At 36.2% G+C, this 26,445-nt stretch carries 24 protein-coding genes and 2 tRNA genes; 22 read left to right on the top strand and 4 right to left on the bottom strand.

Features of this window, described 5'->3' with window-relative positions; all coding sequences use genetic code 11:
* Nucleotides 1-14 precede the first annotated feature (14 nt).
* From dapA to MWH30_RS00200, 6 genes are all read left to right on the top strand, one after another.
* Nucleotides 15-896 carry a 4-hydroxy-tetrahydrodipicolinate synthase gene (dapA, locus tag MWH30_RS00225; protein ID WP_248662030.1) on the top strand — a complete coding sequence of 294 codons (882 nt, stop codon included), beginning with the start codon at nucleotides 15-17 and terminating at the stop codon, nucleotides 894-896.
* Nucleotides 897-1,130: 234 nt separating this feature from the next.
* Entirely contained in the window at nucleotides 1,131-2,807 is a 1,677-nt protein-coding gene (locus MWH30_RS00220; RefSeq protein ID WP_248662029.1) for a ribonuclease J, read from the top strand.
* A 194-nt stretch (nucleotides 2,808-3,001) separates the two neighbouring features.
* Nucleotides 3,002-3,778: a ClpP family protease gene (locus tag MWH30_RS00215; protein WP_282706093.1), complete on the top strand. Its 777-nt coding sequence runs from the start codon at nucleotides 3,002-3,004 to the stop codon at nucleotides 3,776-3,778.
* Nucleotides 3,779-3,790: 12 nt separating this feature from the next.
* Nucleotides 3,791-4,015, top strand: coding sequence for a YlzJ-like family protein (locus tag MWH30_RS00210; protein ID WP_282706100.1), 225 nt, complete (start codon nucleotides 3,791-3,793; stop codon nucleotides 4,013-4,015).
* A gap of 167 nt (nucleotides 4,016-4,182) precedes the next feature.
* A complete protein-coding gene (locus MWH30_RS00205; RefSeq protein ID WP_248662028.1) occupies nucleotides 4,183-5,835 on the top strand; it encodes a Na/Pi cotransporter family protein in 1,653 nt (550 codons plus the stop codon).
* 97 nt (nucleotides 5,836-5,932) lie between these two features.
* A complete protein-coding gene (locus MWH30_RS00200) occupies nucleotides 5,933-8,131 on the top strand; it encodes an FtsK/SpoIIIE family DNA translocase (RefSeq protein WP_308221589.1) in 2,199 nt (732 codons plus the stop codon).
* Nucleotides 8,132-8,153: 22 nt separating this feature from the next.
* Here MWH30_RS00200 and MWH30_RS00195 read toward each other — a convergent pair whose 3' ends face one another.
* Both MWH30_RS00195 and MWH30_RS00190 read right to left on the bottom strand, forming a co-directional pair.
* Complete coding sequence (locus MWH30_RS00195) at nucleotides 8,154-8,384, bottom strand: DUF378 domain-containing protein (protein WP_248662026.1); 231 nt, start codon at nucleotides 8,382-8,384, stop codon at nucleotides 8,154-8,156.
* Between the two features lie 100 nt (nucleotides 8,385-8,484).
* Nucleotides 8,485-8,706, bottom strand: coding sequence for a DUF378 domain-containing protein (locus MWH30_RS00190; RefSeq protein WP_248662025.1), 222 nt, complete (start codon nucleotides 8,704-8,706; stop codon nucleotides 8,485-8,487).
* Between the two features lie 174 nt (nucleotides 8,707-8,880).
* Between MWH30_RS00190 and MWH30_RS00185 the strand changes: the two genes are divergently transcribed.
* From MWH30_RS00185 to MWH30_RS00170, 4 genes are all read left to right on the top strand, one after another.
* The gene (locus tag MWH30_RS00185; RefSeq protein WP_248662024.1) at nucleotides 8,881-9,435 is read left to right on the top strand and encodes a Holliday junction resolvase RecU; all 555 of its coding nucleotides are present in this window, start codon (nucleotides 8,881-8,883) and stop codon (nucleotides 9,433-9,435) included.
* Between the two features lie 110 nt (nucleotides 9,436-9,545).
* Nucleotides 9,546-10,325, top strand: a complete 780-nt coding sequence (gene uppP, locus MWH30_RS00180) for an undecaprenyl-diphosphatase UppP (protein WP_248662023.1) — start codon at nucleotides 9,546-9,548, stop codon at nucleotides 10,323-10,325.
* A 106-nt stretch (nucleotides 10,326-10,431) separates the two neighbouring features.
* Nucleotides 10,432-11,556, top strand: coding sequence for a helix-turn-helix domain-containing protein (locus MWH30_RS00175; protein ID WP_248662022.1), 1,125 nt, complete (start codon nucleotides 10,432-10,434; stop codon nucleotides 11,554-11,556).
* Between the two features lie 103 nt (nucleotides 11,557-11,659).
* Nucleotides 11,660-12,400: a CPBP family intramembrane glutamic endopeptidase gene (locus MWH30_RS00170; RefSeq protein WP_248662021.1), complete on the top strand. Its 741-nt coding sequence runs from the start codon at nucleotides 11,660-11,662 to the stop codon at nucleotides 12,398-12,400.
* A 63-nt stretch (nucleotides 12,401-12,463) separates the two neighbouring features.
* On the opposite strand, the gene MWH30_RS00165 is transcribed toward MWH30_RS00170, so the two are convergent.
* Together MWH30_RS00165 and MWH30_RS00160 are read right to left on the bottom strand one after the other, a co-directional pair.
* Nucleotides 12,464-12,540: transfer RNA gene (locus tag MWH30_RS00165), tRNA-Ile, on the bottom strand.
* A gap of 5 nt (nucleotides 12,541-12,545) precedes the next feature.
* Nucleotides 12,546-12,622, bottom strand: a tRNA-Pro gene (locus tag MWH30_RS00160).
* A 189-nt stretch (nucleotides 12,623-12,811) separates the two neighbouring features.
* Here MWH30_RS00160 and surE point away from each other — a divergent pair.
* The 12 genes from surE (at nucleotide 12,812) to MWH30_RS00100 (ending at nucleotide 26,376) form a co-directional block, all read left to right on the top strand.
* Complete coding sequence (gene surE / locus MWH30_RS00155) at nucleotides 12,812-13,582, top strand: 5'/3'-nucleotidase SurE (protein ID WP_248662020.1); 771 nt, start codon at nucleotides 12,812-12,814, stop codon at nucleotides 13,580-13,582.
* A 69-nt stretch (nucleotides 13,583-13,651) separates the two neighbouring features.
* Entirely contained in the window at nucleotides 13,652-14,038 is a 387-nt protein-coding gene (locus MWH30_RS00150; protein WP_248662019.1) for a TIGR04086 family membrane protein, read from the top strand.
* A 15-nt stretch (nucleotides 14,039-14,053) separates the two neighbouring features.
* Nucleotides 14,054-14,500, top strand: coding sequence for a hypothetical protein (locus tag MWH30_RS00145; RefSeq protein WP_248662018.1), 447 nt, complete (start codon nucleotides 14,054-14,056; stop codon nucleotides 14,498-14,500).
* A gap of 125 nt (nucleotides 14,501-14,625) precedes the next feature.
* The gene (locus MWH30_RS00140) at nucleotides 14,626-16,053 is read left to right on the top strand and encodes a DEAD/DEAH box helicase (RefSeq protein ID WP_248662017.1); all 1,428 of its coding nucleotides are present in this window, start codon (nucleotides 14,626-14,628) and stop codon (nucleotides 16,051-16,053) included.
* Between the two features lie 107 nt (nucleotides 16,054-16,160).
* On the top strand, nucleotides 16,161-17,201 hold the full coding sequence (argC, locus tag MWH30_RS00135; RefSeq protein WP_248662016.1) for an N-acetyl-gamma-glutamyl-phosphate reductase: 1,041 nt from the start codon (nucleotides 16,161-16,163) through the stop codon (nucleotides 17,199-17,201).
* A 51-nt stretch (nucleotides 17,202-17,252) separates the two neighbouring features.
* A complete protein-coding gene (argJ, locus tag MWH30_RS00130; RefSeq protein WP_248662015.1) occupies nucleotides 17,253-18,473 on the top strand; it encodes a bifunctional glutamate N-acetyltransferase/amino-acid acetyltransferase ArgJ in 1,221 nt (406 codons plus the stop codon).
* Nucleotides 18,474-18,585: 112 nt separating this feature from the next.
* A complete protein-coding gene (argB, locus tag MWH30_RS00125) occupies nucleotides 18,586-19,422 on the top strand; it encodes an acetylglutamate kinase (RefSeq protein WP_248662117.1) in 837 nt (278 codons plus the stop codon).
* Nucleotides 19,415-20,608, top strand: a complete 1,194-nt coding sequence (locus MWH30_RS00120; protein ID WP_248662014.1) for an aspartate aminotransferase family protein — start codon at nucleotides 19,415-19,417, stop codon at nucleotides 20,606-20,608. The genes argB and MWH30_RS00120 overlap by 8 nt, the downstream gene beginning before the upstream one ends.
* 504 nt (nucleotides 20,609-21,112) lie before the next feature.
* On the top strand, nucleotides 21,113-21,487 hold the full coding sequence (locus tag MWH30_RS00115; protein ID WP_248662013.1) for a YccF domain-containing protein: 375 nt from the start codon (nucleotides 21,113-21,115) through the stop codon (nucleotides 21,485-21,487).
* 332 nt (nucleotides 21,488-21,819) lie between these two features.
* Entirely contained in the window at nucleotides 21,820-23,646 is a 1,827-nt protein-coding gene (locus tag MWH30_RS00110; protein ID WP_248662012.1) for a methyl-accepting chemotaxis protein, read from the top strand.
* 256 nt (nucleotides 23,647-23,902) lie between these two features.
* Entirely contained in the window at nucleotides 23,903-25,642 is a 1,740-nt protein-coding gene (locus MWH30_RS00105) for a methyl-accepting chemotaxis protein (protein ID WP_248662011.1), read from the top strand.
* A gap of 29 nt (nucleotides 25,643-25,671) precedes the next feature.
* Nucleotides 25,672-26,376 (top strand): hypothetical protein, encoded by a 705-nt coding sequence (locus MWH30_RS00100; protein ID WP_248662010.1) that lies wholly within the window; start codon nucleotides 25,672-25,674, stop codon nucleotides 26,374-26,376.
* The last annotated feature ends 69 nt before the right edge of the window (nucleotides 26,377-26,445 follow it).

Below are 26,445 nucleotides of genomic sequence, written 5' to 3'. Positions count from 1 at the left end.
GGAGGTGGATTTAAATGGCTCAATTTGGTGAAGTATTAACAGCTATGGTAACTCCCTTTACAGCTGATTTGGAGGTTAATTATGAAGCAGCTGCAGACTTAGCTAATTACTTAGTGGAAAATGGCTCAGATGGAATTTTAGTGTTAGGAACTACGGGAGAGGTTCCTACTTTGAGCAAGGAAGAGAAATTTAACTTAGTAGAAACAGTAGTTGAAGCAGTAGGAGAGAAGGCAAAAGTATTAGTAGGAAGTGGTTCTTATTCTACTCAAGCTAGTATAGAGATGACCCAGCAGGTAAGTCAGTTGGAGATAGACGGGGTAATGTTGGTAGGTCCTTACTATAATAAACCGCCTCAAGCGGGACTATATGAGCACTTTAAACAGATAGCTCAATCGACAGAGCTACCGGTGATGCTTTATAATGTTCCCGGTAGGACTTCAAAAAATATAGAGGCTCAAACTATTGCTAAGCTAGCAGAAATCGATAATATAGTAGCAGTTAAAGAGGCTAGTGGAGATGTACAGCAGGCTGCTGAAATTAATCAATTAACTGCTGCTGACTTTGATATTTATAGCGGTGATGATGGAATGACCTTGCCTATTTTAAGTATAGGTGGTAGTGGGATTGTTAGTGTAGCTGCCCATTTAGTAGGTGATCAGATTAAAGAAATGATAGGCTTACATAGAGCAGGTCAAGTAGAAGCAGCTGCTCAATTAAATGCAGAGCTGTTTCCGATTTTCAAGAAGATATTTATTACGACTAATCCTATTCCAGTCAAAAAAGCTTTAAACTTGTTGGGGAAGGAAGTAGGGCCGGTTAGACCTCCTTTAGTTGAAGCTACTCAAGAACAAGAAGAGATTTTAAAGACTCTTTTGGCTGACTATGATTTACTTTAAATAGTTGTGATTGAGGATATGCTGCTGGGCATATCCTCATTTTTGCTTTTTTACTTGTTTTAATCGATTTAATCCTTTATAATAGTAATTAGAGCTTTTTGAGCGGGGCTTATTTTTGATATTTTTATAGTTTTAGGATTTGATTAGCTCTGGGCGGGGCTAATTTAAGATAAATAAAGTTACAGTAAAGTATTTAATATTTAATGAAAAACTGCGGAGGTGCTAACTTAATTAATGATTAAAGAAAAAAACAGAATAGATAATATTTCTCTAATTCCTTTGGGAGGAGTTGGAGAGATCGGTAAGAATATGATGGTAGTTGAAGTAGAAGATGAAATATTAATTGTTGATGCTGGGGTAATGTTTCCGGAAGATGATCTGTTGGGAATCGATTTAGTGATTCCGGATATTACTTATTTGAAGGAGAATAAGGAACGGATTAAGGGAATCGTACTTACCCATGGACATCTAGACCATATTGGAGCCTTGCCTTATGTTTTAAGTGAAATTAATGTTCCGGTTTATGGTACTAAGCTAACCTTAGGTCTAGTAAGAGGAATTTTACAAGAACACGGTTTATTAAAAGAGGCCTATTTAAGGCATGTGTACCCTGGTCATTCGGCCCAGATTGGTAGCTTTTTTGATGTGGAGTTTATTAGAGTTAATCATAGTATTGCTGATACGTGTGCTTTAGCAATTCGGACTCCAGTAGGGGTTTTAGTCTATGCTAGTGACTTTAAGTTTGACCAGACTCCTATTAATGGGGAAATGGCGGATATCCATCGCTTAGCCGAATTAGGTAAAGAAGGAGTTTTAGCCTTATTTTCCGATAGTACTAATGCTGAGCGCGAAGGATATACTATGTCCGAAAAGGTAGTTAGTGAAACTATTAATGATATATTTAGTAGTACTAAGGATCGGATTATTGTTGCTTCCTTTGCTTCTAATATTAATAGAATTCAGCAGTTTATCGACTCTGCTTATAAGTATCAGCGCAAGGTTGCTGTTACTGGAAGAAGTATGATTAATAATGTTGAGATTGCTGAAGAGTTAGGGTATTTAGATATTCCAGAAAATACTTTGGTTGATATAGAAGAGTTAGGGAAGTTGCCTGATGAAAAGATTATGTTGTTAACTACTGGTAGCCAAGGCGAACCTATGGCAGCTTTAACTAGAATGGCTCGGGGAGATCATAGATATATAAATATTCAACATGGAGATACTGTAGTAGTTTCGGCGGCAGCGATTCCTGGCAATGAAAAATCTGTGGGGAAGACAATAAATAAATTAATGAAACGAGGTGCCGAAGTTATTTATGAGTTAGTTTCGGGAGTTCATGTATCCGGGCATGCTAGCCAGGAAGAACTAAAGCTGATGTTAAACTTAGTACAGCCTAAGTTTTTCATTCCAGTTCACGGTGAACATCGTCATCTAGAACATCATGCTCAGCTAGGTGAAGAGGTAGGAGTTCCGCGAGAAAATATCTTTATTACTGAGCCGGGTAGTGTATTAGAGTTTAGTAATAGTGATGGTCAGACTGTAGGTTCGGTAAAAGCAGGTCGGGTATTAGTGGATGGATTAGGTGTTGGCGATGTAGGAAATATTGTTTTAAGAGATCGTCGTTTGCTTTCTCAAGATGGGATTTTGATTGTAGTTTTAACTATCGATAAATCTGGAAATATTATTGCCGGGCCCGATATTATTTCTCGGGGTTTTGTTTATATTCGCGAGTCCGAAGAACTAATTAATGCTGCTACTGAAAGAGTTGAAAATGCTTTAAAGAAGTGCGAAGAGCAGAATATAACTGAGTGGTCGACGTTAAAGTCTAGAGTTAAAAATGCTTTAGGTAACTTTATTTATCAAAAAATAAAAAGAAAACCAATGATTATGCCTATAATTATGGAAGTTTGATTTTAAGAGTAGTCAAAGACATAATGTCTTTGACTGCTCTTTTATTTTGGGTTTCATTAATAGATATAACCTCATAAATTTGTTGGTAGTTAAAATAAGTGTTAGCTAATTTTATTTTTTTATGTAGTATAAATTAACTCCAATTTATTATACTAAGTACTAATAGATTATTTAATCTAGGAGTGTGATATATATTGTCTGAAGAAGAGAATAAAGTGAATCCAGCTCGAATTTCAAAGCCACAGGTTAAGAAAAAGAAGCAAGAGGGAAACTTAGAGACCTTAAAACAACTAGGGCAGACTAAGCTACCTCAAGATCTAAGCTCTGATATTCACTGTTTAAGTATAATTGGTCAGATAGAAGGACATGTAGTGCTACCGCCCAAGAATAAAACTACTAAATATGAACATCTTTTACCTCAATTAGTAGCTATCGAACAAAACCCGGAAATAAAAGGAGTAGTTATGATCTTAAATACTGTTGGAGGCGATATTGAAGCAGGACTGGCTATTTCTGAAATGTTAAATAGCATTTCTAAACCAACAGCCTCTTTGGTTTTAGGGGGTGGGCATAGTATAGGAGTTCCTATAGCAGTAGCTACTGATAAGTCTTTTATTGCTGAAACTGCTACTATGACTATTCATCCAATTAGATTAACGGGAATGGTAGTGGGAGTTCCGCAGACTTATGATTATTTGGATAAGATGCAGGATAGAGTTATTAAGTTTGTGAGTAGACATTCCAATATTGACGAAAAACATTTTAGAAGTTTAATGTTTCAGACTGGTGAATTAGTTAGAGATGTTGGTACTGTTTTAATTGGAGATGAAGCAGTAAAGGAAGGAATTATTGATCAAGTTGGTGGTTTAAATAAGGTGATTGCTGAATTGAAAAAGATGATTAATCAGCAAGAACAGTCTCAAAGTAGCAATGTTTCGACTATTGAAGCAGTTGATAGCTATGAAGTATAGAGGTGATTTAAGCTGTTATATTATTCTATAGTACCAGGTGAAAAAATATTTGCTGAAGAAGAGTCTGAGTTAGAGTTTAAGGAAGTTGAGATAGCAGGAACAAGACTATTGTTGAGACTCACTGGTGAAAAGAAAGGAGAGATAGCTAGAGTTATCAGCTCCAATCCTCAGGACTATTTGGATACTCCTTACCAACCGGGAACTGAAGTTGAACTTAACTTAGAATTGAAGAAGTAAACTGTTTATTTGCTACCACCGAGGAGTCTTTTGGCTGCTCTGTGGTAGTTTTTTTAGATGGAGAAAGTTATTTGACTAGAATTGATAACTATTGTATGTTATAATTAATAACAGTTAATATAATTAAAAATAAGACTAAGGTGATGTTTAAAGGGGAGTTGGGAATTTTGCCAGTAGATATTATCTTTAATTTTATTGGTGGTCTGGGTTTATTTGTTTACGGAATGAAGCAGATGGGAGATGGCTTGCAAAAGACAGCCGGTAACAAGCTAAGGGGACTTTTGCAGATGTTAACTCCCAATAGAGTAGCTGGAGTATTAGTAGGAGCGGGGATAACTTCAATTATTCAAAGTAGTAGTGCTGCTACAGTAATGGTAGTTGGTTTTGTAAATGCCGGCTTAATGACCTTAAAGCAGTCTATTGGGGTAATTATGGGAGCTAATATTGGAACTACGATTACGGCTCAATTAATTGCTTTTCGGCTTAGTGATTATGCTCTTTATGCTGTTGCTATAGGTGCCTTTACGTATTTATTTAGTTCAGAAAGAAAGATTAAATATGTAGGCCAAGTTTTATTAGGTTTTGGAATTTTATTCTTAGGAATGAGTATTATGGAGGATACTATGCGTCCTTTGCGCGATTCGCAGGTCTTTATAGACTTAATGGAAAGCTTTGGAGCTAAGCCTTTTTTAGGTGTTTTAATAGGGGCTGTAGTAACTATAGTTTTGCAGAGTAGTACTGCTAGTATGGGAATTTTAATCGGTTTAGTTTCTGTTGGAGCGCTGAGCTATCAAATGGCAGTTCCTATTATTCTAGGTGAGAATATCGGTACAACTGTCACTGCTTTATTATCCAGTATCGGCACTAATACAGCTGCTAAACGTTCAGCATTGGCTCATTTAATTTTTAATGTAATTGGTTCCTTAGCGTTTGTAACTGTGATATATACTGTTCCTAATTTACCAGCTATAATGGAGGTGACCTTAGTTAGAATTTCTAATTACTTTGGTCATAGTATTAGTCCAGGAAGAATGTTAGCTAATACTCATTCAGCTTTTAATGTTTTAAATACTCTTTTATGGTTGCCTTTTGTAGGGGTTATGGTTAAGATTGTAACTAATTTAGTTCCCGAAAAGGAAATTGGGGTTCAAAGAGGGATTAAGTATATAGATAAAAGGATGTTACAGACTCCTGGAGTTGCTCTGGATCAGACTCATAAAGAGCTAGTAAGAATGGCTAAGTTGTCTAGAAAATCGGTAGCTAAAGCTGGAGATGCCTTTTTAAAGGGGGATAAAGATACAATTGCTGAAGTAAAGAAATTGGAAGATATAATTGATGATTTAGAGTATAGCGTAGTAGCTTTTTTAGCGGAAATATCCAATCAATCTCTTTCTGAAGACGATATAAACAGAGTAAATAGCTTTTTAAATATAGTTGATGCTGTGGAAAGCATGGGGGATCACGCGGAGAATATTGTAGAGTTAGCAGAATATAAACTTGAAAATGAACTGCCTTTTACTGAACATGCCCAAGAAGAGTTGAGGAATATGTTTGATAGAGGAGAGGAAGTTTTAGACTATTCTATAGAAGCTTTGGAAGATTTCGATAGAGAGAAATCAATGCAGATTTTAGAATTGGAAGGAAAATTAGATTCTTTGGAGAAAGAGTATAAGGATGAGCATATGCAACGCCTTAAAGATGGCCAATGTTATTCGGTGTCAGGAGTTGTATTCCTTGATGTGATCCATAATGTAGAAAATCTAGGCGATCAAGCTACTAATATTGCTCATCAGATTCTGGAATGTTTCTGCAACCAATAGTTGTTAGTTATCTTTAATGTAGAAATACATCTTTGGCGGGTGTATTTCTTTTTTTTCGCAGGAGTTTAAAATTTTAACATCGAATATAATCAAGGAGGTGGTAAAATTGAAGTCAGCTTTGATAAAGATATATGAGGAGCGAATTACTGAAATATTAGGTATATTTTTAATAGCCTTTGCTTTTTTATTGGGAGCTAGTCTTTATTTTGAAGGGACAGGATTAGTAGGAGACTTTTTGATTAGAGGTTCTAGAGTGACAATGGGTCAAGGCGCTTATGTGCTGCCTTTTGTTTTAGTGTTTGCAGGAGTAAGAGTTATTAGGTTGAAAGGTTTAAAAGTTACTACTAGAGTAGTAGGCTTTGTAATTCTATTTTTAGTATTTTTGGTAGCATTACATTCAGTTAAAGTAGGAGTTAGTCCTGACTTTCAATTAGTTTTAGAAGGAGAAGGTGGAGGAGTAATCGGTGGCTTTTTACTTCATGTATTGGATATGGTAGTAGGTGAGATAGGGAGTTATATTATTTTAAGTGCAGTAGGTCTAATAGGATTTTTATTATTAACCGATCTATTTTTAACCTCTATTACTGAGCAGATTAAGGAGCGAATAGAAGAATGGAAATCTAACTTTAACAGTTTACTTATTAAAGTAAAGAAAAAGTTAGGTAGAGAGGTTGAGACTGAGGAAGAAAGTGAGGCAGACTTTGATGAAAGTGAGGAGACTGAATTTGAGCAGGATTTAGAAGTTGTTAAACCCGGACAAGATATAATTGAGGATGAGGCTGTGCAGTTAGCAATTGATGTGACTGAAGAGAAAGATAAAGATGATTCTTTGCCTGTAGAACGGGAAGAGGACAAGACAGGCTACACCTTGCCTCCTTTGTCTTTATTGGAGTCAGGACAAAGCGTTGATAGTGCAGAGGTTAATCAAGGTCAACCTGAACTGCTAGAGGATACTTTAGCTGAATTTGGAGTAGAAGCGAAGGTAGTGAAGGTTAGTTACGGACCTACTATTACTAGATATGAAGTAGAACCGGCTCCGGGGGTAAAGGTCAGTAAAATTTCTAATCTGGCTGATGATATTGCTCTTTCTTTAGCTGCTTCTGAGGTGAGAATAGAGGCTCCTATTCCTGGTAAATCGGCTATAGGTATTGAAGTTCCAAATGGTGAGCAGGTAAATGTTCATTTGCGGGAAATTTTGGAATCGTCTGCTTTTCAGCGGGCTGAATCTAAAGTTAGTGTAGCTTTAGGAAAGGATATAGCTGGGGAGCCGGTGGTGGCTGATTTGGTGGAGATGCCTCATTTATTGGTGGCTGGAGCTACTGGTTCAGGTAAGAGTGTATGTATTAATAGTATCATCAGCAGCTTGCTTTATAAGGGTAAGCCGGATGAAGTTAAGCTGATGTTAATCGACCCTAAGATGGTAGAGTTAACGACTTATCAACAGGTTCCTCATTTAATTGCTCCGGTAGTTACTGATGCTAAAAAGGCGGCAGTAGCTTTACAGTGGTTAGTGGAGGAGATGGAAGATCGTTATGAGCTCTTTGCAGCTACTGGAACTAAGGGAATAGAAAGTTATAATCGTCACTTAGCAGAGGAAGAGAATGAGGAAAAGATGCCTTATATTGTAGTTATTATAGACGAGCTATCTGACTTAATGATGGTTTCGGCCGATGAGGTAGAAGATGCTATCTGTCGGCTGGCTCAGATGGCTAGAGCAGCTGGAATTCATTTGATTATTGCTACTCAAAGACCTTCGGTGGATGTAATTACCGGAGTAATTAAGGCTAATATACCTAGTCGGATTTCCTTTGCTGTTTCTTCGCAGGTGGATTCGCGAACTATACTGGATACAGGTGGAGCAGAGAAGCTTTTAGGAAAAGGAGATATGTTATTTTCTCCAGTAGGTTCTCAAAAAATGATTAGGGTTCAGGGAGCCTTTATTTCCGAAAAGGAAGTAAATGAGCTAGTGGAGTATGTAAGGGAGCAGGATGAGCCGGAATATGAAGAAGAGGTTGCTGAGATAGAAAATAAAAGTATCGAAATAGATACTGAAGATAAGGACGAGCTGTATGAAGATGCGGTTCGTTTAGTTGTTGAGGAAAGGGCTTCTATTTCTTTGCTACAGAGGAAGTTTAGAATAGGCTATACCAGAGCAGCTAGATTAATTGATACTATGGAAGAAGAAGGAATAGTGGGAGAACATAGAGGTAGTAAAGCCAGAAAAGTCTTAATTGATGAAGAAGACTTAGCAGAAATATTAGGCAATAAAGAGCAAGATGAAGAACAAGAAGATTAATTAAACTATTTTGAATTTATTTTTAGTCTTCATTTAGGGTCATATTTACTTTCGTGAAAAATGATAGTAAAAGGTATAAACTGGATAATCCAACTAAGGAATATACTATTCTACTTAAAAATGCGGTGGGCCCACCAAATAAACGACTGCCGAATATTATAGTTAATAGGTCATAATCAAATAAGCCAATTAGCCCCCAGTTTAAACCTATAATAATTAAGGGGATTAGTGCTAACTTGTTTAGTTTATTCATTGTGTAATACTCCTTTAATAGTTATTTTTGCTGGTAGATTAATCTAAAAGAGAAGTAAAACTACCAATTGGTAGTTACTTCTCTTTTAGATTATAGATATCTATTCCTGCTTTTCTTCTATACCTACATTTCGTTCTCTAAATAAGAGCATTATAGAGTATAGCCCTGCTATACCAACTAAAGAGTAAATTATTCTGCTTAAGAGAGCAGTTTGCCCACCAAATAAGGCAGCTACTAGGTCATACTGAAAGAAACCGATTAGTCCCCAGTTGAGTCCGCCTATAATTAATAAAATAAGTGCTATTCTATCTAGGCTTTCCATTATCTTTTTCACTCCTTTATTAGTATTGTGGATAATAGAAATTCTTAATATACAGAATTATAAACAGTTTTCATTTTAAATATTTACATAAATATTAATTTTTAACACTGTTTTAAGTAAAAAATTAAATGATTTTTATATAAGTTGTTTAATAATTAGATAAGAGGTGGTAGAATGAGTCGCTTTAATAATTCCTATGCTAATAGGGGTCGACAGTTAGAAACTGAACTAGAAGTTACTCATCAGTATTATAATTCTAGAAGAATAGCTAAAATTCAAAAGATTCCAATTCCAGTTAAAGTGTTGGATTTAAATCCGAGAACTGGTAAAATAAATAAGGCTTTTTATGAACAGAAGTCTACGGTAGATTATATAGGTACCTATCAAGGTCGTACAGTTGTTTTTGATGCTAAAGAAACTAATGTAGAAAGTAGATTTGATCTTAAGAATATTAAAGAACATCAATATCAGTATTTAAAAGATCAACATATGTGTGGAGCTATAGCCTTTTTATTAATCAGGTTTAGTAAATTGGCTACGGCTAATAATAGTGAAACATATTACTTACCTTTTTCAGTATTAGCTGAGTATATGGTGAATAGCAAAAAAGGTGGTCGCAAAAGTATTCCCTATCAAGTAATTGCTAAAGAAAAATATAAAGTAGAAGCTAAAAATAGTGCTTTAGTAGATTACTTAAGTATAGTAAATGAGATTATTGAACATAAGTAGTTGTATTTTCTATAACTGGATTTTGATTTATTAAATTGGAAAAGGAATATAGCCTATTATGTAGAAGTAAGTATATAATAAAGTAACTGAATTGAGGATGTGAGTAATGAGTGTCTCTGATTGAAAGTATTATTCTCGGGGCTGTGCAAGGAATAACTGAATTTTTGCCTATTAGTAGCTCCGGTCATTTGGTAATCTTTCAAAGAATCTTGGGTTTTAAAGAAGCACAGTTGTTATATGATGTTTTTTTCCACTTTGGGACTCTGTTAGCAGTAACTATTGTTTATTGGCAGGACATAAATAAACTTATTAGCTTAAATAGTACTTATAATAAAGAAAGAATACTGATCATAACCGCTACTATCCCTACTGCATTGATAGGATTTTTTTTGAAAGATAGCTTTGAAGCTCTATTTGCTTCGGTATTAGCTGTAGCTGTGGCTTTGTTAATAACTGGACTTTTGCTGTGGTTAGTTGAAAATATTAGTACTGATTTAGGAATGAAAGTTTCCAGCTTAAGTTATTTGCAGGCTATCTTAATAGGTGTTGCTCAGGCTATGGCTATCACTCCTGGTATTTCTCGTTCAGGAGCTACTATTGTGGCTGGTATTTTTTTAGGTTTAAGTAGGGATTCAGCAGCTAGATTCTCTTTTTTGATCTTTATTCCGGCAGTATTGGGAGCAACTTTTTTGGAAGCTACGGAGTTATTTGTTATGGGAATTGGAGAGGTAAACTTAGTTCCTTTATTAGTAGGGACTGCTACTTCAGCTTTGGTAGGTTACTTAGCAATTAATTTTTTATTGAAAATTTTAAAAAGCAATAAACTTAACTACTTTGCTTATTATGTTTGGATCTTAGGAGCTTTGATTTTAGTTCAAAATCTTGTATAATAAAGACAAGATTATCATTTCGATGAGAATAAAGTATTATTTTGCTTAACTACTACTATAAAATTAAGTTATTAAAGGAGAAAATGTTAAAGAGGGGAGAAAATTAATGGAACAGATAGGAAAACAATTAAAAGAAGCTCGCCTAGAAAAAGGAATAGAGCTTGAAGCAGTAGAACAGGCTACTAAGATCAGAAGAAAATATCTGGAAGCTATTGAGGCGGGAGATTTTGAGGTTATTCCCGGGGAGGTTTTTTTAAAAGGATTTTTAACTCAGTATGCTAAGTATCTTGGTTTGGATGCAGAACAGATTAAGGCTGAATATAAGGAATTAAAGGATTTAAAAGTAGCAGAGGAAGAAGAGAGTGCAGAATCAACAGCTGATAAGGAGTCTAAGAAGGAGCTGAATCCTTTTTTAGAAGATCTACTTAATTGGTTTAAGAACTCTAAAGTGAAGATTATAGTTACAGTTTTGGTGATAGCTTTAATTATTTCACTAGGAGCAGTTCTTTTGAAAAGTGATATTTTTTTGAACTTAACTGAAAGCTTTCGTTTAGCTAATCAACAGCAATCACAAGAACAGCTTTTAGATGATGAAGATGAAGACTTAGAAACAGAAGAGCTTGAAGCAGAAATTGAACTTGAGGAAGAAGCAACTGAGGAAGAAGCAACTGAGGAAGAAGATATTGCAATAGTTGATGAAGATTCTATCCAGGAAGAAGAAAATGATTTATCAACTGATGAAACGGAGGAAGTTCAAGAACAGGAAGAGGAAGAGTCTGAAGAAGTTGAGGAGCAAGAACTGGAAGATGAAGAGGAATTAGTTGAGGAAGATGAAGAGGAGTTAGAGTCTGAAATTGAGGAAGAAGTTGAAGAAAATTCAGCGGTGGAAGAACTTGAGGTTGAAGAGGAAATTGAACCTGATGAAAATGAGATTAGCCAAATAGTTAATGCAGAAGATGAGACTACTGAAATTTATGAGCTTAATGATGAAGCTGACTTTGTACTTGAAATTATTGATAGAGCTTGGATTAGAGTTATGATTGATGGAGAACAGGTTCTAGCGGATATATTAGCTGCTGGAGAAAGAAGATCGTGGGCCGTAGAGGAAACGGTTGAGGTGCTGTCTTCTAATGCAGCTGGGCTTAAAGTTATTATGGAGGATGAGGTATTAGGGCCCTTTGGCGAACAAGGGGAAGTTGTACAAAAGGAGTTCATAGTTGAGACAGAGTAATTTATTTTTAATATTATTAATAGAGTATATTTAAGCTTAAGTTTTTTTGAACTTAAGTGTAGGTATACTCTTTTTGTTTTCAGGTAAGGAGGTTTTTTAACTGATGCTAAACAGCCCAGGAAGAAATTATGTTTGTTGGCAGGGGAGAGACCTGCTTTTTATAATTTTAGGAACTATAGGAGTTACTTTGCTATTGGGTTCAATATTGACTTTTTTGATTGAACAACTTAATTTATTTCCAAGTTTAGCTCCTTATAAGCCAATTATAATTAATTTATTGCAGTTTATAGCTATATTAGTTACTAGCCTACTTGTTTTAGCTAAGTACGATTTGTCTTTACAAGTTTTGGGTTTTCGAGCAATTAGTTTTAAAAAAGCAATGCTTTGGGGAGTTTTTGGGGGAACTTTTGTTTGTTTATTAGTCTTAGCAGGGAATGTATTTTTACAAAGGATAGTTGAAAGCTGGTGGGGGTTAGAGATACCTTCACAGCCTATAATTGAACAGTTGCTCAGTAGTGAAGATTCAACTATTTTTGTTTTTTATGCTTTTTTAATAGTAGTAGTGGCTCCTATTGTTGAAGAAATTTTTTTTCGAGGGATTCTTTATCAATACTGTAAAAAAAAGTTGGGGTTTAAAAAGGGAGCTTTACTAGCAGCTTTTATTTTTGCTATAGCTCATTTTAATTTATGGACTTTTTTAGCTACTTTTTTGGGAGGATTAAGTTTGATAATTTTGTACGAATTTGGTAAGTCAATGTATATAGCTATTATTGCTCATGCTACTTGGAATTCAATTATGATTATTATTGTTTATTTTATTTGGCGAAATAAATTATTAATTTAAAAAAGCCTAATCTATAAAATTAGGCTTAATAACTTAATAAAATAAATTATATTTAAATTTAAATGGTGGACCCATCAGGATTCGAACCTGAGACTAATCGGTTATGAGCCGATTGCTCTGACCAGCTGAGCTATGGGTCCTTAAATGGTCGGAGCGAAAGGATTTGAACCTTCGACCCCCTGGTCCCAAACCAGGTGCGCTACCAGACTGCGCCACGCTCCGTAAGCGACATTTAATAGTATAACTTATTTATGCTTAATCGTCAATCTTCAGTGACTACCTTTAACAGAGCTTTGCTTAGATTAACTACTTTAAGCTAGGTTATACTTTCTTTAAGACAGTAAAACTTTGATTTAGATATATTTTAAATTTGATATAATAAGAGAATAGAGCTTAAGGAGGAGATTGGAGATGAAGATTTTAGTTACTAATGATGATGGAGTTGATTCGGCAGGGATTCAGGAGTTGATTAAGGCTTTGGAAGCTAAAGAGGAAAATCAAGTAGTAGCAGTAGCTCCGGATAAAGAGCAGAGTGCTACTGGGCATGCTATTACCTTATATCGTCCTTTACGAGTTAAAGAGATGAACTATCGAGATATCGAGTCTAAGTTTTTAGCTGTTGATGGCACCCCGGCTGATTGTGTTAAGTTGGGGGTGGAGGCAATTTTAGATGAAGAACCAGATTTGGTGATTTCAGGTATTAACCGCGGGCCCAATTTAGGCTGTGATGTGCTATATTCGGGAACAGTTTCGGCTGCCATTGAAGGATTATTGATGGGGATTCCTGCAGTTGCCGTTTCTCTGGTTAGCTACAAAGACTGGAACTTTAAATATGCTGCTCGATTTGTTAGTGAGCTAATGGATAGCTTTAAACAGAGTCAATTAAGAGAAAAAACAATACTAAATATAAATATACCTCCTTTAACCAAAGAGGAGTTAAAGGGGGTTAAGGTTACTAAGCTAGGAAATAGAAGCTATACTAATCTTTTTGATAAACGAGTTGATCCTCGCGGAGAGACTTATTATTGGTTAGCTGGGGATATTGTTGAGGAAGAGAATGATGATGAAAGCGATGTAGCTGCTGTAAATGATGACTATATATCTATTACCCCTATTCATCTTAATTTAACGGATTTTTCTGTGATTGATAAGCTAAAAGAGGAGAATTTAGAACTATTTTGATAAGATTTGTTAACATAAATTTACCTCCTATGAATAACTTATAATAAGGTTTTTAATAGGAGGTTCACTATGAATACTTCTGAACAGAAGACTTCTTTAGAAATTAAAAATATTGGCCGCGGAACATTGATTAGTCTGCTTTTGCTGTTAATCGGTAGTATTTTAATTGGAGTTATAGTTTCCATTATTGATTTTGACGATTATTTAGTTGAGCAGGCTTTAAGCTTATTTAATTATCTAGTGATTTTAATTGGTAGTTTTTTTACGGGGGCTAATGTAAGTCAAAAAGGTTGGCTGAACGGAGCTCTAGTAGGTTTAGTTCATATGTTAGTTATTTTCTTGCTTGCTCTTTTACTTTTAGGTACTGCTGTTACTTTAGGCGCTTTTATTATGCTGTTAATCGGTATTGTGACAGGACTGCTGGGAGGAATGGTAGGTATTAATATCAATAATTGAGTAGGGGAGAATTAAATGGAAAGATATGAAATTACCTTAGCGGATCAGGAGCTAGCTCAGGTAGAGCAAAGTGTTAATAAAGAGCTGGCTGATTTGTTGACGGGGAATAGATTTGAAGTATTAGAGATAGGTATTCCGGCTATTTTAACCTTTTCTTTAGGCGGGATTACCATTGGTTTTTTAGAGGAGATAGGCAAGATTATTTTGGATAAGTTAAGGGACTACTTCTTTGAAAGTGATTTAGATTTAAAAACACCTAAGCTTGAGTTTGAATTTAAGTATCAAGATACTAAGATTATTGCTGAAGTAGAAAGCTCAGAGCAGAGTGATTTTAAAGAAGTCTTTACTAGCTTTGAACAGCTGCTGGATAAGCTGGCGAATTTAGATAAGGACTGGAGACAGATTGAGGAGTTGAGGTTAAGACTGGACTTGGCTAAAGGAGTTTGGAAAAGAGTAGAGTAGCTTACTTACATTTAAGAGTAGAGTAGCTTACTTACATTTATTTGTTTTAGTGCTGGAAACTACCTTTATCTTCTAGCCGTAATCTGCATAGGCTAAGAGTAGCTTATACAGAGGAGGCTAGTTAAATGTTTCTTAATCAGGAGCTAGCTAATAAAGAACTATTAGCTTTAACTGAATTAGCAGATGTTTGGCAGCAGCAAGACTTTAGTTTACTGCCTCATCAGCTGGAAGCAGCTGATAAGGTTATTAATGAACTGGAAGGTAGAGCTTTATTGGCTGATGAAGTAGGTTTAGGAAAGACGATTGAAGCGGGTTTGATTTTAAAAGAGTATATTTTGCGGGGAGAGATTGATAACTTTTTGGTCTTAACTCCGGCTTCTTTGAGTTATCAATGGTGGACTGAATTAAAGGGTAAGTTTAACTTAGATGTATTTAATAACCGCAAAGGCAAGGGTTGGCATTACTTTGATTACCAGATTGCTTCTTTGGATCGGGCTAAAAGAGAGCCTCATGCTAATTTTATTAAAGAACGTAACTTTGATATGATAGTGGTAGATGAAGCTCATCGTTTAAAAAATAAAGAAACTCAAAATTGGCAGTTTGTTAAAGAATTAAAGCCTCGTTATTTACTTCTTTTGACGGCTACTCCGGTGCAGAATAATTTAAAGGAGTTTTATAACTTAATTGATTTACTAAAACCCGATTTAGCAAGTGATTATCGTTCTTTTAAGTCCGATTTTATTAAGGAGGCTCAAGCGGGAAGCGATGACTATGAGTTGGGAGCGCCGGTAGCTGAATTAATGATTAGGAATACTAGAAAAGAAATAGAATTAGAGTATAGTAATCGTCAGGTTGAGCTGTTACCTATAGAGTTAAGTGACTTAGAAAGAAAGGTTTATACTGAGTTTAGTGAGCTAATGAAGCGAGGTCAGGAAGGCAGTTTGCACTTAGTTACTCTACAGCGAGAGTTTTGTAGTAGTCCTTGGGCCCTAATCGAGACTTTGAAAGAGCTAACAAATAAAGTAGGAGCTAAGCTAAGCTCTGAACTAAAAAAAGTGATGGATTTAGCAGCTGAAATTGAGATCAATAGTAAATTAAAGATGTTAAATAAGATAGTACAGCAGCTAGATGGACAGGCAGTAATTTTTACTAAGTACTTAGCTACCCAACACTATATCTGTCATTATCTATATCAACAAGGGATTATGCCGCTTAACTTTGATGGTACTCTCAGCGATAATCAAAAGGAGTGGACTAAGCAGCTTTTTGCTAATCAACAAGGTGATGTCTTAGTTAGTACCGAAGCCGGTAAGCAAGGTATTAATCTTCAATTTTGTAATGTAGTTATCAATTACGACTTACCTTGGAACCCGATGAAGTTAGAACAGCGCATCGGTCGGGTGCATAGATTAGGTCAAGATAAGGAAGTACAGATTTATAACTTTATTACTCGCGAGACGGTTGAAGAACGAGTGTTGGAGTTACTAGTTCAAAAAATTGATCTCTTTGAATCAGTAGTCGGAGATTTAAATAGTATAATTGAGCAAAGTTAAGCTGTGAGCTATTTGGCAATGAATTTTATTCTTTAGTTTGCATTTATATTAGTAGTTGTGTATAATTATTAAGAAATTAGAGTGGATTATAAAGCGAGGGATAAATAATGACTAAAGTAGGAATTGTAGGAGCTACAGGCTATACTGGAGCAGAGTTAGCTCGTTTATTAGCTAATCACCCTCAAGTGGAGTTAGAGTTACTCACTTCGAGAAGCTTTGTAGGTCAGCAGTTAAGCGATATCTATGCTAATTTAAAAGGAATTGTTGATTTGGAGTGTGAAAGCTTAGAGGCAGCAGAGCTTGCTAAGAGAGTAGAGATAGTCTTTGCCGCCTTACCGCACGGAGTATCAATGAATATAGTACCTGAGCTATTAGCAGCGGGTTTGACGGTAATAGATTTAAGCGGTGATTATCGCTATCACAGCCAGGAGGTTTATGAGCAGTGGTATGAACAGTCTCATCAGAGTCCGGAACTGATCGGGAAGGCTGTTTATGGACTGCCGGAGTTAAATAAAAGTAAGATTAAAAGCAGTAGTTTGGTGGCTAATCCCGGCTGTTATCCCACCTCAGCTATTTTAGCTTTAGCCCCAGCAGTGGAAGCAGGAGTAATTGATTTAAGCTCAATTATTGTTGATGCTAAGTCGGGAGTTACTGGAGCAGGGCGAGGTGCTAATAGAGTTACTCACTTTGTGGAGGCTAATGAGAACTTCAGGGCTTATAAAGTAGCTGAACATCGTCATACTTCGGAGATTGAGATGGGGCTGGAGACTTTGGTAAATAATGAAGTTGTTCTTTCCTTTACTCCTCATCTAGTACCTATGAAGCGAGGAATTTTGAGTACTATCTATGCTCAATTGACTAGAGAAGTTCAAACTTCTCAATTATTAGAGCTGTATCGGGACTTTTATAGAGATAAACCTTTTGTACGGCTGCAAAAAGAAGGAGTATTACCTGCTACCAAAAATGTAACTGCCTCTAACTTTTGTGATCTTGGCTTAAAGGTAGATCAGAGGACGGGCAGAGTAGTAATTGTATCTGCTATAGATAACTTAGGTAAGGGAGCTAGTGGGCAGGCTGTTCAGAATTTAAATCTTATTTTAGACTGTGAGGAAACTTTAGGTTTGGAATTTGCAGGAATCTTTCCTTAAATTGAGAAAAAGATACTAAGCAAAGTAGTTATGGGGAGGTAGATCTATTAAATGGAGGATTTAGCGGAAGTTGAATATAGAGATCTCGATGGGGGGATTACTAGTACTCCTGGTTTTTCAGGAACCGGGATTAACTGTGGAATTAAGGACTGTAAAAGAGACTTAGCTTTAATATACAGTGAAAATCCGGCTCAGCTAGCGGCTGTGTTTACTCAAAATCAGGTTAAAGCAGCGCCAGTAATTATTGGTCAAGAGTTGCGGGAACGAGGATTAGCTCAAGCTTTACTTATTAATAGCGGTAATGCTAATGCCTGTACTGGTCAGGAAGGTATGGAAAATGCACGGCAGACTGTTGAATGGAGTGCTGAAGCTCTAGGGATTGCTCCAGAGCTGGTTTTTCCGGCTTCTACAGGAATTATTGGCCATCAGTTACCTATGGATAAGTTAAAGATTGGTATTGAGGATATTGTTAACTCTTTGCAGCCGGCTGGAGGTAAGAAAGCTGCTCGAGCTATTATGACTACCGATACCTATATTAAAGAGATTTCTTTGGCGGTAGAAATCGGTGGTAAAGAAGTAATAATTGGGGGAATGGCTAAAGGTTCGGGAATGATTGAGCCTAATATGGCTACTATGTTGGCCTTTTTGTCTACGGATCTCAATATTTCTCAACCGCTGTTACAGGAAGCACTGTCTACGGCTGTAGAGGAGTCTTTTAATCGGATTACTGTTGATGGTGAGCAGAGTACTAACGATACAGTGGCTATTTTAGCTAATGGGCAGGCGGCTAATGCAGAGATTACTACTAAGGATGATGATTACTATCGTTTTTTAACGGTATTGAAGATAGTTACTAAACATTTGGCCCAGCAGATAGTTCGCGATGGTGAAGGAGCTACTAAGTTCGTGGAGATTGAGGTGTTGAGGGCCCTAACCTTTGCTGATGCTAAGCTAGTTGCTAAGGCGATAGCTAATTCCAAACTAGTTAAGACGGCTTTATTTGGTGAAGATCCTAACTGGGGACGAATAGTGGCTGCTGCTGGTTACTCCGGTGGACAGGTAGAACTGGATAGGTTAGAAATTGCTATTAATGGTCAGCAGCTTTTTGCTGATGGATTGCAGGTGGCTAAAGAAGAGGAGTTATGGGACTTATTGGCCCAAGATGAGATCAAGATTACCGTTGATCTTAATTTAGGTCAGGGTCGGGCCCGAGTCTGGACCTGTGATCTTTCCTATGAATATGTAAAGATTAACGCAGAATACCATACTTAAATAGTAGTAAACTAGCATAAATAGAGGCTAAGCAGAGGTGATAAAAGTGAATGAAGTATTTAAAGACGATTTGATAAAGAAGGCAGATATTTTAGTAGAGTCTCTGCCTTATATGCGTAAGTTTCGGAATAAAAAGATAGTAATTAAGTACGGTGGCAGTGCTATGATCAATGAAGAGATCAAGGAATCGGTATTAGAAGATATTACTTTACTGAAATATGTAGGGGTTAACCCGATTATTGTGCATGGAGGCGGGCCAGTAATTAATGAAACTCTGGATAAGTTTGAAATCGAGAGTCAGTTTTATCAAGGACTGCGAATCACTACTGAAGAGATTATGGAAGTGGTGGAGATGGTGCTGGCCGGACGAATTAATAAAGAAATAGTATCTTTAGCTAATAAGTTCGGTAGTCAGGCTATAGGTATCTGCGGTAAGGACGGTTCCTTGATTGAAGCTGAGGACTATAAGTTAGCAGATAGTGCTGAGGTTGATTTGGGCTATGTAGGTCAGGTTAAGCAGATTAATCCTAAAATACTAGATAAGTTAATCGAAGATGACTTCTTGCCAGTAGTAGCTCCGATTGGGGTTGGTGAAAATGGGGAAAGCTATAATATTAATGCTGATCTGGTAGCCGGAGAGATTGCAGCAGCTTTAGGAGCTGATAAGTTGATTCTACTCACCAATGTAGAAGGTATTTTAGCCGATGAAGAGGATAGAGACTCTTTAATTTCTACTTTAAGTATTGAGAATGCTAAATCTATGGTAGAGAATGGCAAAATAGCCGGCGGGATGATTCCTAAAGCTAAATCTTGTATTAATGCTTTAGAAAAAGGAGTTAGAAGAACTCATATTCTCGATGGTAGAGTATCACACGCCTTATTGCTAGAGATATTTACCGATAAAGGAATTGGGACGATGGTAACTAAGGAGGATGAGCAAAGTGAATAAAGAAGAGATTATCAAGTCTAATGAAGACCATTTTATGACTGTTTTTAGCGGCAGACTACCGATTGTAGTCGATAGAGGTCAAGGAGTTAAGGTTTGGGATAGCGAAGGCAATGAATATTTAGATTTTTTAGCTGGGATTGCTGTTAATGCTTTAGGCCATAGTCATCCTGAGTTTAATCAGGCTTTAAAAGAGCAGATTGATAAGGTGATTCACTGTACTAATATTTATTATATCGAAGCTCAGGCTAAGCTAAATAAATTGCTAGTGGAGAACTCCGTAGGCGATAGAGTCTTTTATGGTAATAGTGGGGCCGAAGCTAATGAAGGAGCTATTAAGCTAGCTAGAAAGTATTTTAAAGTGCGAGATGAAGAGAGATATGAGATAATCACTACTACGGAATCTTTTCATGGTCGTACTTTAGCTACTATAGCTGCTACCGGTCAAAAGAAGTATCAACAATCTTTTACACCCTTACCTGAAGGATTTAAAAATGTTCCCTATAATGATTTAAAGTCTTTAAAAGAAGCAGTTTCAGATAAGACTGCTGCTATTATGATAGAGGTTATTCAAGGTGAAGGTGGAGTTAATGTAGGTACTCAAGAGTATATACAGGGAGTTAGAAAGTTATGTGATGAAGAAGGGATACTGCTAATTTTAGATGAAATTCAGACCGGAATAGGTAGAACAGGGGAACTTTTTGGCTATCAGCACTACGGTATTGAGCCTGATATCTTTACTTTAGCTAAAGCCTTAGGTAACGGATTTCCAGTCAGTGCTTTTTTAGCTAAAGAAGAGGTAGCTGCAGCCTTTGAGGCTGGAGATCACGGTTCAACCTATGGTGGTAATCCTTTAGCTTGTGTAGCTGCTTATACTACTTTGAATATTATTTTAAGAGAAGGCTTAGTTGAGCATACTGCTGAAATAGGTCGATACTTCCAGGAAAGATTGAATGAGCTGGTTGAAGAGTATGAATTTGTAGATAGTGTACGCGGTAAAGGGTTCATGCTTGGCTTAGAGGTTGATTTAGATGCTAAGGCTTTGGTAGGAGAAGCTTTGGAAAAAGGACTTTTGATTAATGCTGTGAGTGAGACTACGTTGAGGTTTTTACCTCCATTGATTGTGACTGAAGAGGATATTGATGAGGTAATTAGTATATTGAGAGAGATATTTGTGGAGAAGAGTTAAGGAATATCGTTCTATTGTTTCAGAGGATAGATGATAAATGATAAAGGCGACGCGGAGCTAGTGCCAATGGTGATAAATTAAGATCAAAAGATAAAGTTCAAGATCTATTTGACACAGACTAAAATCTGACTAAGTTCTGACTAGACATTAAAGCATAATTTCAAAAAAATGTTTAAAGGTTTTTATTTATGTTAATTTGTGTTTCACCCCAATGGCATTTCTTTAGGGATTATTATCCCCAGAGTAATGACTAGCTAAAGTTCCAGAGTAATGACTAGTTAAAGTACAAACGTCGCAAGCTTCGCTTCAGGGCGTGTGGTTCTAATAAAATCTATTAGATTTTAAAGGTTTTAAGGTTTTGTCAGATTTTTGTCAGAACTTAGTCAGCGTCAAACAGGTTTTAATCTTTTGAACTTTATCTATCCTCTATCCTTTGTCCTCTATCATTTGAACTTTATAACAATATTGTTTAAGTTATATATTTTGCTAAAAAGGAGAAGTTCAATGAAATCATTAGGTAACATCATCTGGTTTATCTTCGGTGGTTGGTTGATTTTCATCGAATATTTAATAGGGGGAATTGCTAGCTGTTTAACAATTATCGGGATTCCCTTTGGAATTCAAATCTTTAAACTATCCGGTTTAGCAGCCTTTCCTTTCGGCAAGGAAGTTGTAGATAAGGAGAGTCGAAGTGGTCTTTTAGCTGTAATTATGAATATAATTTGGATTTTGACCGGAGGAGCTTGGGCAGCTTTGACTCACTTAGGGTTGGCCTTATTTTTTGCGATTACTATTATTGGCTTGCCTTTTGCTAAACAGCATTTGAAATTAGCTTCTTTAGCTCTTTTCCCTTTTGGTCGAGATTATATAAAAACTTAAGGGAAGTTTTTGGTGATCTATCATTGATATTTTGGGAATAACATTTTTAAGTCATAATACTTTAATTAATTCTCATTGGCGTTATTAAAATTATGAACTAATTTTTACAGCCTTACTTGAAAAGGCTGTTTTTTGTTGGAAATATTAATTGGAATTACTAGGCTCATATTAATTAAGATTTATATTAGAGAAAAAAATCACAAAGTTTGTGGAGTTAAGCAGGGAAAGTTCTTTAAATATAGAAAATTAAAAGTAAGACTAAGTAATTGTTATTTAACGGTGATACTAAACTTCTCAATAACAAAATAAATAACAGAAAAGGAGCTGGATAGATGATGCTTAAAAAAATTTCATTAAAGCAGAAGCTATTTATTACTTTAGTTGCTTGTATAGTTATTTTATCGGCAATTATAATAGTTTATATGGGCCGGCAGTCTGTAAATTTAGTGGAAAGTAATGAAGAATTACAGGATCAATCTCTAACTAATGTAGTAGAAAGAATGATGCAGGATCAACTTGAAAAAGCAGAGGATATTGCTTTAAGCATTGCTTATAATACCGAGGTGCAGGAGAGATTTGCTAATAGAGATCGGGAAGGACTACTGGAGATGTTGGAGTCGTCTTATGAGCAGATTGAGGATGAGTTTCCTCAGTGGCAGTTTCATTTACCGGATTCAACTAGTTTTTTGAGACTACATATGCCTGATGACTATGGAGATGATTTAAGTGGTTTTAGACATACCGTTAATGAGGCTAATCAGTCTCAGGAGGTGGTAGCTGGCTTAGAAGAAGGCATGGGAGGCTATGGTTTTAGAGTAGTGGTGCCTGTATTTCATGAGGATGAGCATATAGGCTCTATGGAGTTTGGTTCTCAGTTTGGAGAAGGGTTTTTGGCAGCTTTGCAAGAGGATTTTGCTGGCGAATACTTTCTGTATACTATAGATCAACAAAGAACTGGCGATAGATTAGCTGCTACTATTGAAGAGGATGATTGGGAGTTGGACAGCAATGTTTTAGAGGAAGTAAGTGCTGGTTTTGAGGTAACGGAGTTAGTTAATGATGATCAATATTCGGTGTTAGCTATTCCTTTTAGAGACTATAGTGGTGAAGTCGGCGGTTATATTAAGGCTGTTAGGAGTAGGGCCCAATTTTTAGATCAGATTAATACTTCACAGCGCAATATGTATATTTTAGTAATAGTTAGTACTACTTTAATTGCTATTCTGATCTTTATTCTGCTTAGTTATTCCTTTAAGCCTTTAAATAAAGCTGTTGATTTTGCTGATCATATAGCAGCAGGTAACTTAACTGTTGAGCCTTTGGAAGTTAAGAATGAGGATGAGATTGGAACTTTAAGTACAGCATTAAATGAGATGTATAGCAGTTTACAGTCGATAATTTTAGATCTGAAGAATTCAGCAGATATGGTATCCACTTCTTCGGAAGAGATATCTACTGGCAACCAGGACTTAGCTCAAAGAACAGAAGAACAGGCTTCTTCTTTAGAGGAGTTTTCAGCTGCTATTGAGGAGATAACTTCTTCTATTACTGCTTCAGCTGCTAATGCAGCCGAGACAGATGGTTTAGCTGAGGAAACGACTGAGAGCATTAAAAAAGGTGAAAAGATTATTCAAAAACTACAGGAAGCAATGGAGAGTATTACTGATAGTAGTAAGGATATAGCTGAGATTATAGCTAAGGTTAATGATATAGCCTTTCAGACTAACTTATTAGCTTTAAATGCTGCTGTAGAAGCGGCTAGAGCTGGCGAAGCAGGGCAAGGCTTTGCAGTAGTAGCTGCTGAGGTGAGGAGTCTATCTAATCAGACTACTGAGCTAGCGGAGTCCATTGAAAGACTGATTGCTGAGAGCATAAGTGAAGTAGATGAAGGTAATCATTTGATGGAAGAGACTGAGGAAATATTTAATGAAATTATAGAAAATAATCAATCAGTGACTAACCTAGTAAAGGAGATTGCTGTTGCTTTAGAAGAACAGGACTTAGCTGCTGATGAAATAAGGGATACTATCGAAGAGTTAAATAGAGTAACTGAACAGAATGCTTCTTTGGTAGAAGAAATTGCTAGTTCCAGCGAAAACATGAGTAGTGAAGCTCTTAGATTAGCTGATTCTGTAAATCAGTTTGAAATTGAGGAATAGAATATTGTTTTTGACTTATTAAATTGATTGCTAAGACTAATATAATTATACCGATTTAACTGATATGATTATATTAGTCTTTTTTCATTTAGGATACTCTTTGTTACTTGGTAAATTAAGGTGTATAATTTAACTCGTATTTAAATGAATAGTAATAATTGATATTGAAGCTGTTTTTTTGAAGGAAATAACTGTGTTGGTCTTTAATAATATACTAATATCTATTTTAATTAATATGGTAAAAGGAGCTGGTGAAATGTCGATTAAGCAGTTGAAGAGAAAATTAGCTTTGAGATTTAATTTGAATCTTAAGAAGAAATTTGGAGCTGCCTTTATAGCATTATTAGTCTTAATAGTAGGGAATTTTGTAGCTACATACTATTTAATGAACCAACAGGCTTATGATAATAGAATAATTAATTTAGCTGGTAGGCAGAGAATGCTAAGTCAAAAAATGACTAAAGAAGCAATGATGGTAGTTGATGAAGAAGTGGACTTTGCTACTGAAGAGTTAGAAGCCACAATGGAAGAGTTTGAAACTACTTTAAATGCTTTGCTTGTGGGAGACGAGGAGTTAGATATACGTGGAGTTGGTGAGCCAGAGGTTTTAGAGCAGTTAGAGACTGTAGAGGAATTATGGGGGTCATTTAGAGGACAGTTAGAGATTCTTTCTCAAAATGAACTAACGGCTACTGAACGGGAAACTGCTCTAACAGAAATTGCTGAACAAAATATGCTTTTGTTGACGGAGATGGACGAAGCAGTGAGCATGTACCAGGAAAGTACTGCTCAAAGTACTATGTTGATTTTTCAAATTATCAGCTTAATTATAGGAATTGTTCTGTTAGCTATCTGTTCTTATCTTGTGCTACGGGATATTATTAACCCTTTAGTTGATTTGACTGATAAGATGGAACAGGCTGAACAAGGTGATTTAACGGTAAGTGTGGGTAATCAAGACTTACATGAGTGCTGGGAGGTAATGGACTGTGATGATGAAGAATGTCCTGCTTATGAGGTTGATAATTTACGATGTTGGCAAATAGAAGAAACAACTTGTCACGGAGAAGTGCAGGGTGATTTAGATGATAAAATAGAAGAGTGTAAAAAATGTAAGACTTTCCAAATAGCTAGTGAAGACGAGGTTAAAAAGACCGTAGAAGGATTTAATAATATGGTAACTAGTTTAAGAAACTTGGTTACTGGGATTAATGAAGCAGTGGAACAAGTGAATGAAGCTGGCTTACAGTTAGCTGATTCTAGTGAGTCTACTGCTAGTGCAGTTGAAGAGATATCGGCTTCTAGTCATGAGTTTAGTGAGACTGTGGAGGATGTCAGTGCTAGTGCGGTGGAGATGGCTGAGAACTCCGATGAAGTTGATAAACTAGCTCAGAATGGCTTAGGCCAGATGGAGACTACTCAAGAAGAGATGAATAAGATTTTAGGATCTTCTCAGGAGTCCAGAGGTATTATTAGCGAGTTGAATGAGGCTTCGGCTGAAATAGCTAATATTGTAGAGGTTATTTCGGAGATAGCTGAACAGACTAATCTTTTAGCTTTAAATGCAGCTATTGAAGCAGCTAGAGCTGGTGAAAGCGGACGCGGCTTTGCAGTGGTAGCTGAAGAGGTGCGCGAGTTAGCGGAAGAGACTCAGGACTCTGCCGGAAATATTCAGCAAATAATTAAAGGACTGACTGTAAAGACTCAAAAAGCAGTAGAGATTATCGAAGAAAATAATAATCAGATTGAAGTGGGAGCGGAAGCACTGGATGAGACAGGGCAGTTATTTAGAAATATTGCTGAAAAGATTAAGAAGGTGGATCAGTTAGTGCAGGAGATTGCTAATACTAATCAAACTCTATTAGCTGGTAGTGAGGAGATTAGCAGTGCTACGGAGAGTCAGTCGGCAGCTATGGATCAGATTGTAGGCTCTAGTCAGGAGTTAAAGGCTATGGCTGATGAGTTGCGGGATTTAGTAGCTAGATTTGAAGTTTAAGTAGATAAAGGAGGTTAAGCTTTAAACTTATGGTGGGTAATAAAAGAAAGGATATTCCGTTTTTAATTACTATTTCCTATTTAGCTTCCTTTTTGTTTATTAGGCTAGCTGTTTTAATAGCCGGCTCGGCTGAAAGTGAGTTTGCTGAGGTGGCTAAGCAGGGCTTAACTCCGGAGGTTGATTTCTATATAGGACGTAATATAATTTTGTTTGGTTATCATGTGCATCACTTTTACTTTGGGATTTTGTTAATTGCTATTGCTGGCTGGTTGGCTATAGTAGGCTCTTCTTTTTTCAGTCGTAAACAGGTGGCTTTGTTGTACGGAACTGGATTAGGTCTGTTTATGGATGAGATTGGTTTGCTTTTGACTTGGGGAGATTACTATTCTAGCCTTACTTATTTATTAAGTCTGTTGTTAGTGGGGATCTTTTTAAATATAGTCTTTTTTCCTTATTTTTGGCGGGAAATGCGTAATAATTTAGCAGAGGTGAAGTTGAATTCTATTATTTGGAATAGCATCTTGAACTCTACTAATTTTGTAAAGGTGGCTGATAATGTGAGTGAAAAAACTGCTAAGACTGAAAAGGCTAGTCTTACTTTTACTGGAGTTATTTATCTGTTAGTAGGAGTTTTGATTCTGTTATATCCGCAGTTTTTATACTATTGGGTAGCTGGTGTGTTCTTTATTCAGGGAGCGTCTTCTTTAGTGGGGGCTTGGCAGAAAAATAGTTAACAAGACAATTGGTGATAATTGTCAGTTGCTTAATTGCTATAATTTATAGAAAATGTGTTAAAATAGCTA

It is taken from the genome of Fuchsiella alkaliacetigena, assembly GCF_023227765.1.
Lineage (GTDB): Bacteria > Bacillota > Halanaerobiia > Halobacteroidales > Acetohalobiaceae > Fuchsiella > Fuchsiella alkaliacetigena.
This window is presented reverse-complemented; position numbering and strand designations above follow the sequence as displayed.